This window comes from Aeribacillus sp. FSL K6-1305, assembly GCF_038050115.1.
Taxonomy (GTDB): domain Bacteria; phylum Bacillota; class Bacilli; order Bacillales; family Aeribacillaceae; genus Aeribacillus; species Aeribacillus composti.
Genome location: NZ_JBBOQV010000002.1, coordinates 731,116 through 747,500 on the forward strand (window position 1 = coordinate 731,116; position 16,385 = coordinate 747,500).

The window sequence follows — 16,385 nt, forward strand, 5'->3', positions numbered from 1 at the left end:
CTCATCAGGAGGAAAGAAAATGATCGAGGATATTGAAAAAGTCTTAATTTCAGAAGAAGAAATCAAAGAAAAAGTGAAAGAATTAGGGGCGATATTAACGGAGGAATATAAAAATAAGTTTCCCCTCGCTATCGGGGTTTTAAAAGGCGCTATGCCGTTTATGGCGGATTTAATAAAGCATATTAATACATATTTGGAAATTGATTTTATGGACGTTTCCAGTTATGGAAACAAAACCGTTTCATCGGGTGAGGTGAAAATAATTAAGGATTTAGACACTTCCGTCGAAGGCCGGGATCTTTTAATCATTGAAGATATAATCGATAGCGGATTGACATTAAGCTATTTAGTCGATCTTTTCCGGTACCGGAAAGCAGCATCCGTTAAAATTGTAACCCTATTGGACAAACCGAGCGGGCGAAAGGCAAATATTGAGGCAGATTATGTATGTTTTGAAGTTCCGGATGCGTTCGTTGTCGGTTATGGTCTGGACTATGCGGAAAAATACCGCAATCTTCCGTTTATAGGGATATTAAAGCCTGAAGTTTATCAAAATAAATAATGATCGTTGAAAGGATAGCGTATCAGTTGTGCTGGGATGATTTTCTATGATACTATTGAATATAGTTTGTTTCATTGTGGGAGGAGGTAAGGAATGAATCGGATTTTCCGAAACACCATATTTTATTTGCTGATTTTTTTAGTGGTTATCGGCGTTGTGAATTTTTTTCAGGGCGGTAACCAAAAAACTGAACAAATGACATATAGTACCTTCATCTCCAATTTGGAAAACGGAGATGTTGAAAATATAACGTTAAAACCAGTAAGAGGAGTATATGAAGTCAGAGGACAGCTGAAGGGATATGAAGAAAATCAATACTTTATCACCTATTTATCAGGCGATGACGCATTAAACCTCATCAATACTGCTGCTTCAAAAAATCAAACGGAAGTTAAATGGTCCCCAGCAGATGATACAAACGGATGGGTGCAATTTTTCACATCCCTCATCCCATTTATTATAATCTTTATTTTGTTCTTCTTTGTGCTCAATCAGGCTCAAGGCGGCGGAAGCCGAGTTATGAACTTCGGGAAGAGCAAGGCAAAGCTGTATAACGACGACAAGAAAAAAGTAAAATTTAAAGATGTTGCAGGAGCCGATGAGGAAAAGGCTGAACTAGTGGAAGTTGTTGAATTTTTAAAGGATCCCCGCAAGTTTTCTGAACTTGGAGCGCGCATACCGAAAGGAGTCCTTTTAGTAGGCCCTCCGGGAACTGGTAAAACATTGCTGGCCCGCGCGGTGGCTGGAGAAGCAGGTGTGCCGTTTTTCTCCATAAGCGGATCTGATTTTGTTGAGATGTTTGTCGGTGTAGGTGCTTCTCGTGTTCGGGATTTGTTTGAGACGGCTAAGAAAAATGCCCCATGTATCATTTTTATTGATGAAATTGATGCTGTTGGACGCCAAAGAGGAGCGGGATTAGGCGGCGGTCACGATGAACGTGAACAAACGTTAAATCAGCTTCTCGTTGAGATGGATGGATTTAGCTCCAACGAAGGAATCATTATTATTGCGGCGACAAACCGTCCGGATATTTTAGACCCAGCCCTTCTCCGTCCTGGTCGATTTGACCGTCAAATTACGGTTGATCGTCCGGATGTGAAGGGGCGCGAAGCAGTGCTCAAAGTACATGCACGCAATAAACCGTTGGATGAATCGGTGAATTTGCGGAACATTGCGATGAGAACGCCGGGCTTTTCTGGAGCTGACCTGGAAAACCTATTGAATGAGGCTGCTCTCGTTGCTGCTCGCCAAAATAAAAAGAAAATTGATATGACGGATATAGATGAGGCAACCGATCGTGTAATTGCAGGACCTGCGAAAAAAAGCAGGGTTATTTCGGAAAAGGAGCGCCGTATTGTTGCCTATCATGAAGGCGGACATACCGTTATCGGTCTCGTTTTAGATGAGGCGGAAATGGTGCATAAAGTAACGATTGTTCCTCGGGGTCAAGCTGGAGGATATGCTGTCATGCTGCCAAAAGAAGACCGCTATTTCATGACAAAACCTGAGCTCCTTGACAAAATAACAGGATTGCTTGGCGGTCGGGTTGCGGAAGAAATTGTTTTCGGTGAAGTTAGCACCGGTGCCCACAACGACTTCCAGCGTGCGACAAATATTGCGCGCAGAATGGTTACAGAATTTGGAATGTCAGAAAAATTGGGTCCATTGCAATTTGGAAGCTCTCAAGGCCAGGTCTTTTTAGGGCGTGACATCCAAAGTGAGCAAAATTATAGTGATGCGATTGCCTATGAAATCGACTTAGAAATTCAGCGCATCATTAAAGAATGTTATGAAAAAGCAAAACGAATTTTGACAGAAAATCGCGATAAACTTGAACTAATTGCAAAAACGTTATTAGAAGTGGAAACACTTGATGCAGAACAAATTAAACATCTGGTGGAACACGGTTCATTGCCTGATAAGTCTGAACAAAAAGCAGCTTCAGAAAATGTGAAAAAAGAAGAGAACACCCAAAAAGATGAAGCTGTAAAAGTCAATATTCAGACAAAGAAAGATGAGGCTCCCTCTATCAAACCGGAGCTTAAAGAAGAATAAGTAATAAAGGGGGCTGTCCGATAAGTCCCTAAAATGAAGCAAGTGGAGAAAAACAATTCGTTTCTCTCCACTTGCTTTTATATTTTTTCGATTTTTATCTGAAAGTAGCTGGCGGATACCGGCTACTTTCAGTATGTTGTGGGCTAATGCCACAATCCCAAACTCAACATGTACCTTGTCGAGGCCCCGCAAAGAAAATCTGCGGAACGACCGATTGCCCTTGATGTGACCGAACACACTTTCTGCCTCGACTTTGCGTCGAGCGTAGATGGCGGCTTTCTCTTCACATTCAAGGGCTGTTTTGGCCTTTGCTTTCATTTCTTCGAAGATGGGATTCCAGTGAACTTGACGATTTCCCTTCGCTTTTGTGCATTTCGCTTTCAATGGGCAATCGGTACAATCTTCACATTCGTATATTTTGAAGCTTTGTTCATAGCCAGATGGATTCTTTTTGTTTTGGTATTTTTTAAACGTTACTCTCCTTCCATTCGGGCAAATAAAACAATCATCCTCTTCACAATAGGTCCAGTTTTTGGCATTTTTAATGTCTTTTTTGTATGTACGTGTTTGTTCTTTTACATAGCTCCCATAAGGAATTAGAAACTCAAAACGGGGCTCTTTCTCATCACCAACTGCATATACATAGTTTTCTTCACTACCATAGCCTGCATCCGCAATAACTGTTTGGGGCATCGGTAATGAACTGGAGGCTAGCTTCTCCATATGTGGGATAAAGCAACGTGTATCGGAAGATAAACTGATTCTCTGTCCCCATTTGCACGTTGTATCCGGGCTTGAGCTGACCGTTTTTCATATGGTCTTCTTTCATGCGCATGAAGGTTGCGTCTTTGTCTGTTTTCGAGTAGCTGTTACGGTCACCGAACATTTCCTTTTGTTCTTTGTATCTTGCCATTCGGGGCAGGAAATCTTCCCGAATTTGTTTCACCGATTTCTTTAATTGACTGCGTTTTTTTCGCTTCTCTTTCCGAATGGATGTATCGGTCTCCTTTTCGATTTCTTCCGTTAGCGTTTCAACTTTTTCTTCTATTTCTTTTGCGGTTTCCTCCATGTTTTGTTCGGTGATCTCTGTATGTTGATCGCTTTCCTTTTGCCCTGTTCCGGCTTCTAATTGGGTTAATTCATGAATGTGCTTTAGTGTTTCTTGGATTTTTTCTTTTAATTTCTCTTCGAATTTCAAAGTGGATTTTTTCCACACAAAAGAATACTTATTGGCATTGGCTTCGATCTTAGTGCCATCCAAAAAGTAGTTTTCCATCGTGATGTAATGTTCTTTTATCAATTTGAGAATCATGACTTCAAAGAGCTCATCCATGAAAGCTTTCATCCGTTCCCCTCGGAACTCATTAATGGTGCGAAAATCTGGTTGTTGCATCGCTGAAAGCCACATGGCAGGAATATTTTCTTTAACGAGTTTTTCGATTCCTCGGCAGGAATAAACCTTTTGAGAATAAGCATACAGAATGATTTTCAGCATCATTTTGGGATGATAGGAACTTCTGCCGCCGCCTTTATAATGAGAAAACAATTGTTTATCTGGTATCGCCTCCACCATTTCGTCCACGACACGTGCCACGTGATGTTCGGGTATGAGAGATTCAATATCATAAATCATTTGAACTTGACGGTTGTTATATGGTTTGAAAGTAGGGGCTAAATTTCTTTTGGCAGGAGTTTTTTCTTCTTTTCCATCTAGAGGAAGTGTCATTTGTGTGTTATAATTTTCACGAGTAATCATTTGATTGCTCATAAAAAATCGTCCTTTCTGTAATGTTGTGTGGTAACTTCATTTTACTAGAAAGGACGATTTTTTTGTGCATTTTTTTTAAAAAGTGAAAAAATGAGGGGCTCCAAAAAGTCAGTTACCCTGACTTTTTGGACAGCCCCTTTTCTATTGCCTTCGTGCCCGATAGCAGCCTACTGCGATCAATATGTGATATGATGATGAGGGAATGTTTGAACGAAGGGAAAAGGTGATGGACATGATTTTAGCTTTAGATGTTGGGAATACAAACACCGTGATTGGAGTATACGAAAAAGAACAATTGCTTTACCATTGGCGAATTGAAACCAATCGACATAAAACCGAAGATGAATACGGAATGATGTTTAAATCATTGTTTGAATACGTAGGATTAAAATTTTCAGACATAACGGGAATCATTATTTCTTCTGTCGTTCCACCGATTATGTATGCCATGGAAAAAATGTGCGAGAAATATTTTCATGTAGATCCGCTTATTGTCGGCCCAGGAATTAAAACAGGCCTTAATATAAAGTATGATAATCCGCGTGAAGTTGGGGCGGACAGGATCGTCAATGCAGTTGCCGGTGTTCATTTATATGGCTGTCCGCTTATTATTGTTGATTTCGGCACAGCAACAACTTATTGCTACATTAATGAAAAAGGACAATATGAAGGCGGTGCCATTGCACCAGGGATTAACATTTCCACCGAAGCTTTATACTCAAAAGCCGCGAAGCTTCCTAGAATCGAAATCGCCAAACCCGATCATATTATTGGGAAAAATACAGTAGCCGCCATGCAATCAGGAATTTTATTCGGCTATGTTGGCCAAGTAGAAGGAATTGTCAGAAGGATGAAAGCGCAAGCTAAAAAAGAACCGAAAGTTATTGCAACAGGCGGTCTAGCTGGGTTAATCGCCAATGAATCTGACATGATCGAAATCGTTGATCCATTGTTAACATTAACAGGCTTGCGGTTAATTTACGAACGAAATCTCGGAAGGGAGTAGGAAACAAATGAACGATTATTTAGTCAAATCTTTGGCCTATGACGGAGGAGTGCGTGCATATGCAGTGAAGACGACTGATACAGTGAGTGAAGCTCAACGCCGCCACCAAACATGGCCGACTGCTACCGCTGCTCTTGGAAGAGCAATGACAGCCGGCGTGATGATGAGTTCGATGCTGAAAGGTGATGAGAAGCTGACGATAAAAATAGAAGGCGGCGGTCCAATAGGAGCCATTGTTATTGACAGTAATTCAAAAGGTCAAGTGAGAGGTTATGTATCCAATCCTAAGACCCATTTTGAATTAAATAAACATGGAAAACTGGATGTAGCCCGCGCAGTCGGGAAAAACGGTACATTGTCGATTGTTAAGGATTTAGGATTAAGGGAGCATTTTTCCGGTAAAGTCCCTATTATTTCCGGGGAGCTGGGAGAAGATTTTGCCTATTATTTAGTGACGTCAGAGCAAGTCCCGTCTTCAGTAGGAGTGGGAGTTTTAGTCAATCCTGATAACTCTGTTCTGGCTGCTGGCGGATTTATTATTCAGCTTATGCCGGGAACTGAAGAATCAATCATTACGGAAATTGAGACGCGGTTACAAACAATAGAGCCGATCTCTAAGCAAATTCAAAAAGGGCTGACTCCTGAAGAAATATTGGAAGGTGTCCTAGGCGAAGGGAATATGAAAGTGATCGATTGCATGCCTGTCAGCTTCCACTGCAGCTGTTCTAAAGATAGGTTTGCAAATGCCATTATTAGCCTGGGAGAAGAGGAAATTCAACAAATCATCGATGAGGATGAAAAAGCTGAAGCTCAATGCCATTTCTGTAATGAGGTATATGTGTTTTCAAAAGAAGAGTTGCAGGAATTAAAAGAAGCGGCATCTAGAAAATAGATTATGGCAGGGAGCTGGAGGAATGAGTAAAAAAGCGCTTTTGGTCATAATTTGCAGTCTTGTATTAACAAACTGCGTGACGATTGCCTTTTTGGTAAGTGCTTATACAAGAGAAGCGCAAAAAGAGAAAAATGATGAAATTGTTGCCAAAATCGGCGATAGCCGCATTACGAGGCAGGAATGGTTAAATGAACTGGAAAAACGATTTGGGAAAACAACACTTGAGGAAATGATCAATATTCAAGTTGTGGACGAGCTTGCAAAAAAGAATCATATTGATGTAGATGAAAAAACAGTTGAACGTGAAATACAAATGTATAAAATATCGTCTCAATCATACGGCGATAGCGTGCTTAACGACAAAGAACTGAGAAAACAAATTCGCTATAGTATTTTATTAGAAGAGCTTTTAACGAAAGATGTCAACATTAATGAGAATGAATTGAAGAAATTTTATGAAGAAAATAAACATCAATATATTATGAATGACACGTATCATCTTTCCCATATCGTGGTTGATTCAAAAAAAGAAGTCCAACAAATTATAAATGAATTAAAAGGCGGATCAAGCTTTGAAGGGATTGCAGCTGAACGGTCCAAGGATCAGTTGACGGCGAAGGAAGGCGGAGACCTCGGTTATGTTTCCGAAGGTTCCAGCGATGTACCGCCGGAATATATTGAACAAGCTAAAACAATGAAGGTCAATGAGTGGTCGGACCCAATACCGCTGGAAAGAGGATATGCGATTATATTTTTGCATGAGAAAATAAAAGGAGAACAGCTGGAGTTTGACGAAGTAAAGGATCAGATTCGCAGGCAAATCGCTTTGGAACAGATGGAAGGAAATGTATCAGCAAAGCAGTTGTGGGATGACATCGGCGTAACATGGTTTTATGAAAAATGAAGAAAAAGATTGACAATTCATAAATTTATTGGTATATTATTTTCAATAAAACCAATATAATTACTCGGAAATAGAGGTGTATAAGATGGCAGTTGTTGCAAACTCTATATTAGATCTAATTGGAAAGACTCCTGTTGTAAAATTAGGAAAAATTGTAGAAGAGGACAGTGCAGACGTTTATTTAAAGCTTGAATTTTTTAACCCTGGATCAAGTGTAAAGGACCGTATTGCATTAGCAATGATTGAAGCGGCAGAAAAAGAAGGCAAACTAAAACCAGGAGACACAATTATCGAACCGACAAGCGGAAACACAGGGATCGGTTTAGCAATGGTGGCAGCTGCAAAAGGTTTACATGCTATTTTAGTTATGCCAGAAACAATGAGTTTAGAGCGCCGCAATTTATTGCGTGCATATGGAGCAGAGCTTGTTTTAACTCCTGGTCCAGAAGGCATGAAAGGGGCTATTAAAAAAGCAGAAGAGCTTGCGGAAAAACACGGCTATTTCATGCCGCAGCAATTTAAAAACCGTGCAAATGTAGAAATTCACCGTTTAACAACTGGTCCGGAAATCGTTGAGCAAATGGGCGATCAATTGGATGCATTTGTCGCCGGAATCGGTACTGGGGGTACGATTACTGGTGCTGGTCAAGTATTAAGAGAAAAATATCCAAACATAAAAATTTATGCTGTTGAGCCGGCTGATTCACCTGTATTATCGGGCGGAAAACCAGGTCCGCATAAAATTCAAGGTATTGGAGCAGGATTTGTTCCGGATATTTTAAATACAGAGATTTATGATGAAGTCATTACTGTTACAACTGAGCAAGCTTTTGAAACCGCTAGAAAAGCTGCGAGAGAAGAAGGAGTATTAGGCGGAATTTCTTCAGGTGCTGCCATTTTCTCCGCATTGAAAGTGGCGAAAGAGCTAGGAAAAGGCAAAAAGGTACTAGCAGTCATCCCAAGTAATGGAGAAAGATATTTAAGTACTCCATTATATAAGTTTGACGAAGAATAATAGAATGAATAATAGTTTAAAGGCTGTCGACGAAATTTGTCGGCAGCCTTTTGGATTTTATGTGAAGGGGAAAAATAATACTGTTGATGCCAAGCTCTCTTTCTTGTTGTAAAATAAGTTTATGGGTGAAGGAGAGTGAACGATGGAATCTGTGAGAAAACTGCTGGCAGTCCAAATACCTTTTGAAAAAGAACGATTTTTCAATCGCTTTGAAACGCTGGCAAAACAACAACAACATTACGCTCTTCTCGAAAGCGGAAGAGGCGGCCGCTACAGCATAGCTGGTTTAAACCCTTTCGCCGTCATACAAGGAAAAAACGGGGCAATTACGATCTATAGCGGAAACAAAAAAGAAGTAAAGGAAGGAAATCCGCTCTTGCTCTTTGAAGGATGGATGAAACAGTTTAAATGTGAAAGCGATCCTTCCCTTCCCGACTTTCAAGGAGGCGCTATCGGCTTTATTAGCTATGATGCAGTTCGTTATTTCGAAAAATTACCCAATATAGCTGTGGACGATTTACACGTGCCCGACATTTATTTTATCGTTTTTCAAGATATCGCCGTTTTTGATCATACTGAAAAAACACTTTGGCTGATAACGTATCATAAACATGGGGAAAAAGATGCTGCACAAAAGCGGCTGGAAGAAATGAAAGCTTTATGGTGTAAGCAAAGTGAGGAAACGATTTTCAGCTATACGAATTCAGCTGATCTCAGCCATGAGCCGATAATGTTTATGGAACAGCCGTTTAAAAAAGCTGTTGAAAGAGTAAAGGATTATATTGCAAGCGGTGATGTATTTCAAGTCAACTTATCCGTCAGACAAGCAAAACCGCTTTCGACGCATCCGTTTGAAATTTATAAAGCATTACGGAAAATTAACCCATCCCCATATATGGCCTATATTCATACTCCTGAGTTTCAAATTGCCAGCGGATCTCCAGAGCTGCTCATAAAAAAGAGGGGAAATGTACTGAATACCCGTCCGATTGCTGGAACGAGATCAAGAGGAAGAAGCGATGAAGAAGACCGCCAGCTTTCTGAGGAATTAATCACCAATGAAAAAGAACGTGCAGAACATATCATGCTTGTAGATTTAGAACGAAATGATCTAGGGCGGGTATGTAAATATGGCAGTGTTGAAGTTAACGAACTGATGGCTATTGAGAAATATTCACATGTCATTCATATCGTGTCAAATGTTCGCGGCGAGCTGCAAGAAGGAAAAGGATTTTACGACATTATGCGTGCTGTATTTCCGGGCGGCACAATCACGGGAGCGCCGAAGGTTCGAACAATGGAAATAATTGAAGAGCTGGAGCCGACTAGAAGAGGGTTATATACTGGTTCGATCGGCTGGCTCGGCTTTAATGGAGATTTAGAATTTAATATTGTAATACGGACGCTACTGGCTAAAAACGGTTGGGGTTATGTGCAAGCAGGTGCTGGAATCGTCATTGATTCTGTTGCAGAATATGAATATAAAGAGTGTTTGAAAAAAGCAAAAGCGTTATGGAAAGCAAAAGATTTGAGCGAAGATGAGAATAAGTTAGTTAGAGGTGAGAAGAGATGATTTTAATGATTGATAACTATGATTCTTTTACGTACAATTTAGTCCAATACCTTGGTGAGCTCGGCGAAGAGCTTGTTGTCAGACGAAATGATGAAATTACGATTGAGGAAATTGAACGGCTCAATCCAGCCTATTTGATGATTTCTCCCGGTCCGTGTACGCCGAATGAGGCGGGGATCAGCATGGAGGCAATTAAGTATTTCGCAGGGAAAATTCCGATTTTTGGCGTATGCTTAGGTCATCAATCAATAGCTCAAGTGTTCGGTGGGGATGTTGTTCGCGCAGACAAATTAATGCACGGGAAAACATCGCAAATTTATCATGACGGAAAAACTATTTTCGACGGCTTAGACAACCCGTTCACCGCTACAAGGTACCACTCTTTAATTGTCAAAAAAGAAACGCTTCCGGATTGCTTTGAAATTTCAGCATGGACGAAAGACGGAGAGATTATGGGAATCCGCCATAAATCTTTGCCGGTTGAAGGCGTTCAGTTTCATCCGGAATCAATTATGACTGAACATGGAAAACTGATGTTAAAGCATTTCCTTTCCTATTATCGTACGGAAGAAAAGAGTGTATAAAAGTGTACTTATATGTAAATGGTGAATATAAAAAGCAGGATGAGCTGCATATTTCTCCGTTCGATCATGGATTTTTATACGGAATCGGCGCTTTTGAAACATTAAGGACTTATAACGGTCATCCATTTTTACTGTATGATCATATCGATCGCTTGAATGCAGCGGTTCGCGAGCTTGGCATAGATTTTTCTCTTTCTTACTCGGAAGCAGAACAAATTATTAGAAGACTGCTTGAATTAAATCATTTAAATAATGCATATATCCGGATAAATGTTTCAGCGGGTGCAGAGGAGCTGGGGTTGTCGGCGGCTCCTTATAAAAATCCGGTGTTAATCTTTTTTATAAAAGAGTTAAATTTGCCGGAAAGATTGACAAAACAGGGGGTCATTCTTTCGGTTCGGCGAAACACGCCGGAAGGATCATTTCGCATAAAATCGCACCATTTTTTAAATAATGTGCTGGCAAAGAGAGAAATTGGAGATAATCCGAAAACGGAAGGTATATTTTTAACACATTCAGGATATGTCGCAGAAGGGATTGTTTCCAACATTTTTTGGGTAAAAAACAACACCGTCTATACACCGGCTGTCAGCACAGGAATATTAAACGGAATTACTAGACAGTTCGTGTTAACCATCCTTGAAAAACATCGCATTCCTTATGAAGAAGGATTGTATCCATTGGATCATCTGTTATCTGCACAAGAAGCTTTTATCACAAATTCCTTGCAGGAGATTGTCCCAATTACACATATTGGTCAGACTGCATTTGCAGGTGAACAGGGAATTTTGACCAATCGATTAATCACCATTTATAAGAAGGTGCGGCAGCATATTTTGACAAGATCTGAATTCGAAGTGGGTGATGAACAATGGGTGTAATAGAGAAAGAAAAAATATTACAGTGCGGACCGTATCAATTACACTACGAAGATAAAACCCAAGTAATGGGAATATTAAACGTTACGCCTGATTCTTTTTCGGACGGCGGAAAATTTAATGATATCGAGAAAGCTTTAAAGCATGCAAAAGAAATGGTGGAAAATGGCGCCGATATCATTGATGTCGGGGGTGAATCAACCCGTCCGGGCCATGAACCCGTTTCAGAAGAGGAGGAGCTGGCCAGAGTTCTTCCAGTCATTGAAAAATTATCAAAAGAAATTCATGTTCCTATTTCCATTGATACGTACAAAGCGAATGTGGCAAAAAAAGCGGTGGAAGCTGGAGCAACCATCATCAATGATGTTTGGGGGGCGAAAAAGGAGCCGGACATCGCTCGCGTGGCAGCAGAATATAACGTCCCAATCATTCTAATGCACAATCGAGAAAAAGAAGGGTATAACGATCTGATTAAAGACATGATTTCCGATTTAATGGAAAGTGTCGAGATCGCCAAAAAAGCAGGCGTTCGGGACGAACAAATCATCCTTGATCCAGGAATCGGTTTTGCCAAAACTTTTGAAGATAATCTCTACGTCATGCGTCATCTGGAGGAATTTACAAACCTTGGTTTCCCTGTTTTGCTGGGTACGTCGAGAAAAAGATTTATCGGACGAGTTCTCGATCTACCGGTAGAGGAGCGTATGGAAGGCACAGCGGCTACCGTATGCTTAGGAGTGCAAAAGGGCTGTCAATTCGTTCGGGTACATGACGTTAAACCGATTGCGCGGATGGTGAAAATGATGGATGCGATGCTCGGAAAGGGGCGCGATCACGATTGATAAGATCTATGTAACGGGAATGGAGTTTTGGGGCTATCATGGCGTTTATCCTGAAGAGAATAAACTTGGACAGCGATTTCGAGTTGATGTTATTTTAGAGATGGATCTAAAGCAAGCAGGAAAAACGGATGAACTAGATGATACAGTGAATTATGCGAAAGTGTACACGGTTTGCAAGGAAATTGTGGAAGGCAAGCCCTATAAGCTTATTGAAGCCGTTGCAGAAAATTTAGCATCTGAACTGTTAAAAGAGTTTTCGACTGTTTTGTATTGCACAGTAAAAGTGGTAAAGCCGGATCCGCCAATCCCGGGTCATTACAAGTCTGTAGCAGTAGAAATCAAAAGGGGAAGAACATGAAAAACTATGCATATATTTCTTTAGGATCGAATATCGGCGATCGGGAATATTATTTGGAAGAAAGCATCAATCAATTGAACAGGCATCCAGATGTTGAGGTTATCAAAATGTCTTCTATTTATGAAACCGATCCGGTTGGTTATATTGACCAAGAATTGTTTTTGAACATGGTCATTAAAATCGCGACGAATTTCACGCCGTATGAGCTGCTGGCATTTACGCAAAAAATCGAATATGATTTAGGAAGATCAAGGGAAGTTAAATGGGGGCCTAGAACGATAGACCTTGACATTTTATTATATAATAACGAAAATATTGAAACAGAACAGCTTACCATACCTCATCCGAGAATGTTTGAACGATCTTTCGTATTGATTCCTTTGTTTGAAATTGATCGAGATGTACAATGGCCTAATCAGCATCGTTCTTTACTGGTTTTAATAGATCAATTAAAAGATAAAAAAGGAGTGCGAATATGGAAGCAGAAAAATGGGGAAGAAGGATTCGCGCTTTTAGAAAGCTAAAAGGCTATACACAAGAAAGCCTTGCAAAAGACTTAGGCGTTTCTGTATCGGTTCTTGGTGAAGTTGAAAGGGGCAACAGACTTCCCAGCAAGGAATTAGTAGAGATTATTGCTGCTAAGCTGAATGTAAGCGTGAACGAGCTGATGCCTGAGGATACTGAAAAATAAAGGAGGCAGGTGAAATTGTTTAAAATAGGAGATATTCAATTGAAAAACCGTGTTGTGCTTGCTCCGATGGCCGGCGTATGCAATTCGGCTTTTCGGCTGACGGTCAAAGAATTTGGAGCGGGTTTAGTTTGTGCTGAAATGGTCAGCGATAAAGCCATTTTATATAAAAATGCGAAAACAATGGACATGCTCTATATTGATGAACGGGAAAAACCATTAAGCTTGCAAATTTTTGGCGGTGAAAAAGAAACATTAGTGGAAGCGGCAAAATTTGTCGATAACAATACAACAGCAGATATCATCGATATTAACATGGGCTGTCCTGTACCGAAAATTACGAAATGTGATGCCGGAGCAAAATGGCTTCTTGATCCCAATAAAATTTATGACATGGTTGCCGCTGTTGTGGATGCAGTGAAAAAACCGGTAACTGTCAAAATGCGCATGGGTTGGGATGAAGAACATATTTATGCGGTGGAAAATGCCCAAGCCGTTGAGCGGGCAGGGGGCAAGGCTGTTGCATTGCATGGACGAACCCGTGTTCAAATGTATGAGGGAGAAGCCAACTGGGACATTATTAGAGAAGTTAAGCAGGCTGTGAATATTCCGGTGATTGGCAACGGGGATGTCAAAACCCCTCAAGATGCAAAGAGAATGCTGGACGAGACGGGTGCAGACGGGGTTATGATCGGCCGTGCTGCATTAGGCAACCCATGGATGATCTATCGCACTGTTAAATATTTAGAAACGGGAGAATTAATTGAAGAGCCGACAGTTCGAGAAAAGATTGATGTATGCAAACTGCATTTAGAACGTTTAATCAATTTAAAAGGTGAGCACATCGCTGTTAGAGAGATGCGTAAACATGCCGCTTGGTATTTAAAAGGTATTCGAGGCAATGCAAAAGTGAGAAATGCTATTAATAACTGTGAAACAAAAGAAGAACTGGTCTCCCTTCTTGAACGTTTTGCAAGTGAAGTGGAAGAGAAAGAGCGTCAATCCGCATAAAGACAATCTGCTTTCTCTTATACTTTGACGGCTGCCAGTAATCTGGCAGTTTTCTATGTTAAATTTTAAGATTATTGGAGTGGATACGTATGAGCAAAGAAGGTTTGCATAACCAAGAAGAGTTGAATGATCAATTGCAGGTTCGCAGGGAAAAGCTTCATGCATTAAAAGATAAAGGAATCGACCCTTTCGGAAAAAAATTTGAACGCTCGCATCAGGCGATTGAACTAAAAGAGCAGTACGGCGAGTTTACAAAGGAAGAACTTGAGGAAAAAAATATTTTTGTTTCTATAGCTGGCAGAATTATGACAAAACGTGGAAAAGGGAAAGCAGGTTTCGCCCATATCCAAGATTTGTCGGGCCAAATTCAAATTTATGTTCGGAAGGACAGCGTCGGCGAGGATCAGTATGAAATTTTTGATATGGCTGACTTAGGTGATCTTATTGGCGTGAAGGGAACGGTTTTTAAAACAAAAGTAGGCGAGCTCTCGGTAAAAGCAACGGAATTTGTGCTGCTCACGAAAGCTTTGCGCCCTCTTCCTGATAAATACCATGGCCTTAAAGATATTGAACAGCGCTACCGCCAGCGCTATTTAGATCTTATTATGAACCCTGACAGCAAAAACACATTTATAACAAGAAGCAAAATCATCCAATCCATGCGCCGTTATTTAGACAGTCACGGGTATTTGGAAGTAGAAACACCAATGATGCACTCCATTGCTGGAGGAGCGGCAGCACGCCCGTTTATCACTCATCATAATGCTTTGGATATGCCTTTGTACATGAGAATTGCTATTGAGCTTCATTTGAAAAGGCTGATTGTCGGCGGTTTAGAAAAAGTTTATGAAATCGGCCGCGTTTTCCGCAACGAAGGCGTTTCAACAAGACATAATCCCGAGTTTACCATGCTTGAACTGTACGAGGCATATGCAGATTTCCATGATATTATGGAATTGACAGAAAACATGATTGCTCATATTGCACAAGAAGTATTAGGTACAACGACAATCCAATACGATGAATATAAAGTGGACTTGAAACCAAAATGGAAGAGACTTCACATGGTAGATGCGATTAAAGAATATACAAATGTTGATTTTTGGAATGTCACATCTGCCGAAGAAGCGCGGGCATTAGCTGAAGAACACGGAGTAGAAATTAACGAAAATATGCAATACGGCCATATTGTCAATGAGTTCTTCGAGCAAAAAGTCGAGGATAAACTAATTCAGCCGACATTTATTTACGGTCACCCTGTTGAAATTTCTCCGCTCGCCAAAAAGAATGAAGCGGATCCAAGATTCACAGATCGCTTTGAATTGTTTATTGTCGGCCGCGAGCATGCAAATGCCTTTACGGAATTAAACGATCCTATTGATCAACGTGAACGCTTTGAAGCTCAATTAAAAGAAAGAGAGCAGGGAAATGACGAGGCGCATATGATGGACGAAGATTTCATTGAAGCTCTTGAATATGGCATGCCTCCAACAGGTGGGCTTGGCATTGGCATTGACAGATTAGTCATGCTTTTAACCAATTCTCCGTCTATTCGCGATGTTCTTTTATTCCCGCAGATGAGAAACAAATGATGATTTTCAAAAGGGAGACGGCTGTCTCCCTTTTGTCTCCCTGCTGGAAATGGAATAATTTTTTTATATAAAATAAATTTTTTTATGCAAAACTATTGATTTGTTATGAAAATGGTGTTATATTAATACCCGTCCTTATTGATGACCAATGATACAATGATAAAAAAATCTGTTGACAAAGTAAAAATTTAAGGTTATTATAAGAAAGTCGTCTTTTTTTCAACATGATCTTTGAAAACTGAACAAAACGAAAAGCGTGCCTGTTGATTCTAAAAGAGCATTTGGTGACAAACTTTTTTTGGAGAGTTTGATCCTGGCTCAGGACGAACGCTGGCGGCGTGCCTAATACATGCAAGTCGAGCGGACCGAAGGGAGCTTGCTCCTTTAGGTTAGCGGCGGACGGGTGAGTAACACGTGGGCAACCTGCCCTGCAGACTGGGATAACTTCGGGAAACCGGAGCTAATACCGGATAACACCGAAAACCGCATGGTTTTCGGTTGAAAGGCGGCTTTTAGCTGTCACTGCAGGATGGGCCCGCGGCGCATTAGCTAGTTGGTGAGGTAACGGCTCACCAAGGCGACGATGCGTAGCCGACCTGAGAGGGTGACCGGCCACACTGGGACTGAGACACGGCCCAGACTCCTACGGGAGGCAGC

Annotated in this window: 17 protein-coding genes and 1 rRNA gene (1 of these 18 running past the window's edge); 16 read left to right on the forward strand and 2 right to left on the reverse strand. The window is 40.8% G+C overall.

Annotated features, from left to right (window positions below; genetic code table 11):
- The first annotated feature begins 19 nt into the window (after nt 1-19).
- Both hpt and ftsH read left to right on the forward strand, forming a co-directional pair.
- Nucleotides 20-562 (forward strand): hypoxanthine phosphoribosyltransferase, encoded by a 543-nt coding sequence (hpt, locus tag NST97_RS13285; RefSeq protein ID WP_066247237.1) that lies wholly within the window; start codon nt 20-22, stop codon nt 560-562.
- Between the two features lie 93 nt (nt 563-655).
- Nucleotides 656-2,617, forward strand: coding sequence for an ATP-dependent zinc metalloprotease FtsH (ftsH, locus tag NST97_RS13290; protein WP_341343337.1), 1,962 nt, complete (start codon nt 656-658; stop codon nt 2,615-2,617).
- Here ftsH and NST97_RS13295 read toward each other — a convergent pair.
- Nucleotides 2,504-3,310, reverse strand: coding sequence for a transposase (locus tag NST97_RS13295; RefSeq protein WP_341343338.1), 807 nt, complete (start codon nt 3,308-3,310; stop codon nt 2,504-2,506). The genes ftsH and NST97_RS13295 overlap by 114 nt on opposite strands.
- Entirely contained in the window at nt 3,273-4,385 is a 1,113-nt protein-coding gene (locus NST97_RS13300; protein ID WP_341343339.1) for a transposase, read from the reverse strand. The genes NST97_RS13295 and NST97_RS13300 overlap by 38 nt, the downstream gene beginning before the upstream one ends.
- A 232-nt stretch (nt 4,386-4,617) precedes the next feature.
- Between NST97_RS13300 and NST97_RS13305 the strand changes: the two genes are divergently transcribed.
- The 14 genes from NST97_RS13305 to NST97_RS13370 all read left to right on the forward strand — a co-directional run.
- Nucleotides 4,618-5,391 carry a type III pantothenate kinase gene (locus NST97_RS13305; RefSeq protein ID WP_063387562.1) on the forward strand — a complete coding sequence of 258 codons (774 nt, stop codon included), beginning with the start codon at nt 4,618-4,620 and terminating at the stop codon, nt 5,389-5,391.
- A 7-nt stretch (nt 5,392-5,398) separates the two neighbouring features.
- Nucleotides 5,399-6,283 carry an Hsp33 family molecular chaperone HslO gene (gene hslO / locus NST97_RS13310; RefSeq protein WP_339193764.1) on the forward strand — a complete coding sequence of 295 codons (885 nt, stop codon included), beginning with the start codon at nt 5,399-5,401 and terminating at the stop codon, nt 6,281-6,283.
- A 22-nt stretch (nt 6,284-6,305) separates the two neighbouring features.
- Nucleotides 6,306-7,187, forward strand: a complete 882-nt coding sequence (locus NST97_RS13315; protein WP_339193766.1) for a peptidylprolyl isomerase — start codon at nt 6,306-6,308, stop codon at nt 7,185-7,187.
- An 85-nt stretch (nt 7,188-7,272) separates the two neighbouring features.
- Nucleotides 7,273-8,202 (forward strand): cysteine synthase A, encoded by a 930-nt coding sequence (cysK, locus tag NST97_RS13320; protein ID WP_066247248.1) that lies wholly within the window; start codon nt 7,273-7,275, stop codon nt 8,200-8,202.
- A 142-nt stretch (nt 8,203-8,344) separates the two neighbouring features.
- The gene (gene pabB, locus NST97_RS13325; protein WP_341343340.1) at nt 8,345-9,775 is read left to right on the forward strand and encodes an aminodeoxychorismate synthase component I; all 1,431 of its coding nucleotides are present in this window, start codon (nt 8,345-8,347) and stop codon (nt 9,773-9,775) included.
- The gene (pabA, locus tag NST97_RS13330) at nt 9,772-10,359 is read left to right on the forward strand and encodes an aminodeoxychorismate/anthranilate synthase component II (RefSeq protein ID WP_341343341.1); all 588 of its coding nucleotides are present in this window, start codon (nt 9,772-9,774) and stop codon (nt 10,357-10,359) included. Before pabB ends, pabA begins: the two co-directional genes overlap by 4 nt.
- 2 nt (nt 10,360-10,361) lie before the next feature.
- Complete coding sequence (gene pabC, locus NST97_RS13335; protein ID WP_341343342.1) at nt 10,362-11,240, forward strand: aminodeoxychorismate lyase; 879 nt, start codon at nt 10,362-10,364, stop codon at nt 11,238-11,240.
- Complete coding sequence (gene folP, locus NST97_RS13340; RefSeq protein ID WP_063387555.1) at nt 11,231-12,079, forward strand: dihydropteroate synthase; 849 nt, start codon at nt 11,231-11,233, stop codon at nt 12,077-12,079. The genes pabC and folP overlap by 10 nt, the downstream gene beginning before the upstream one ends.
- Entirely contained in the window at nt 12,075-12,437 is a 363-nt protein-coding gene (gene folB / locus NST97_RS13345) for a dihydroneopterin aldolase (RefSeq protein ID WP_339199935.1), read from the forward strand. The genes folP and folB overlap by 5 nt, the downstream gene beginning before the upstream one ends.
- On the forward strand, nt 12,434-12,961 hold the full coding sequence (gene folK, locus NST97_RS13350; protein ID WP_063387554.1) for a 2-amino-4-hydroxy-6-hydroxymethyldihydropteridine diphosphokinase: 528 nt from the start codon (nt 12,434-12,436) through the stop codon (nt 12,959-12,961). Before folB ends, folK begins: the two co-directional genes overlap by 4 nt.
- Nucleotides 12,913-13,128, forward strand: a complete 216-nt coding sequence (locus tag NST97_RS13355) for a helix-turn-helix domain-containing protein (protein ID WP_063387553.1) — start codon at nt 12,913-12,915, stop codon at nt 13,126-13,128. The genes folK and NST97_RS13355 overlap by 49 nt, the downstream gene beginning before the upstream one ends.
- Before the next feature lie 15 nt (nt 13,129-13,143).
- On the forward strand, nt 13,144-14,136 hold the full coding sequence (gene dusB / locus NST97_RS13360) for a tRNA dihydrouridine synthase DusB (RefSeq protein WP_063387552.1): 993 nt from the start codon (nt 13,144-13,146) through the stop codon (nt 14,134-14,136).
- A gap of 89 nt (nt 14,137-14,225) precedes the next feature.
- Nucleotides 14,226-15,728: a lysine--tRNA ligase gene (gene lysS / locus NST97_RS13365; protein ID WP_327848301.1), complete on the forward strand. Its 1,503-nt coding sequence runs from the start codon at nt 14,226-14,228 to the stop codon at nt 15,726-15,728.
- 295 nt (nt 15,729-16,023) lie between these two features.
- Nucleotides 16,024-16,385 (forward strand): 16S ribosomal RNA (locus tag NST97_RS13370) (it continues 1,192 nt past the right edge of the window).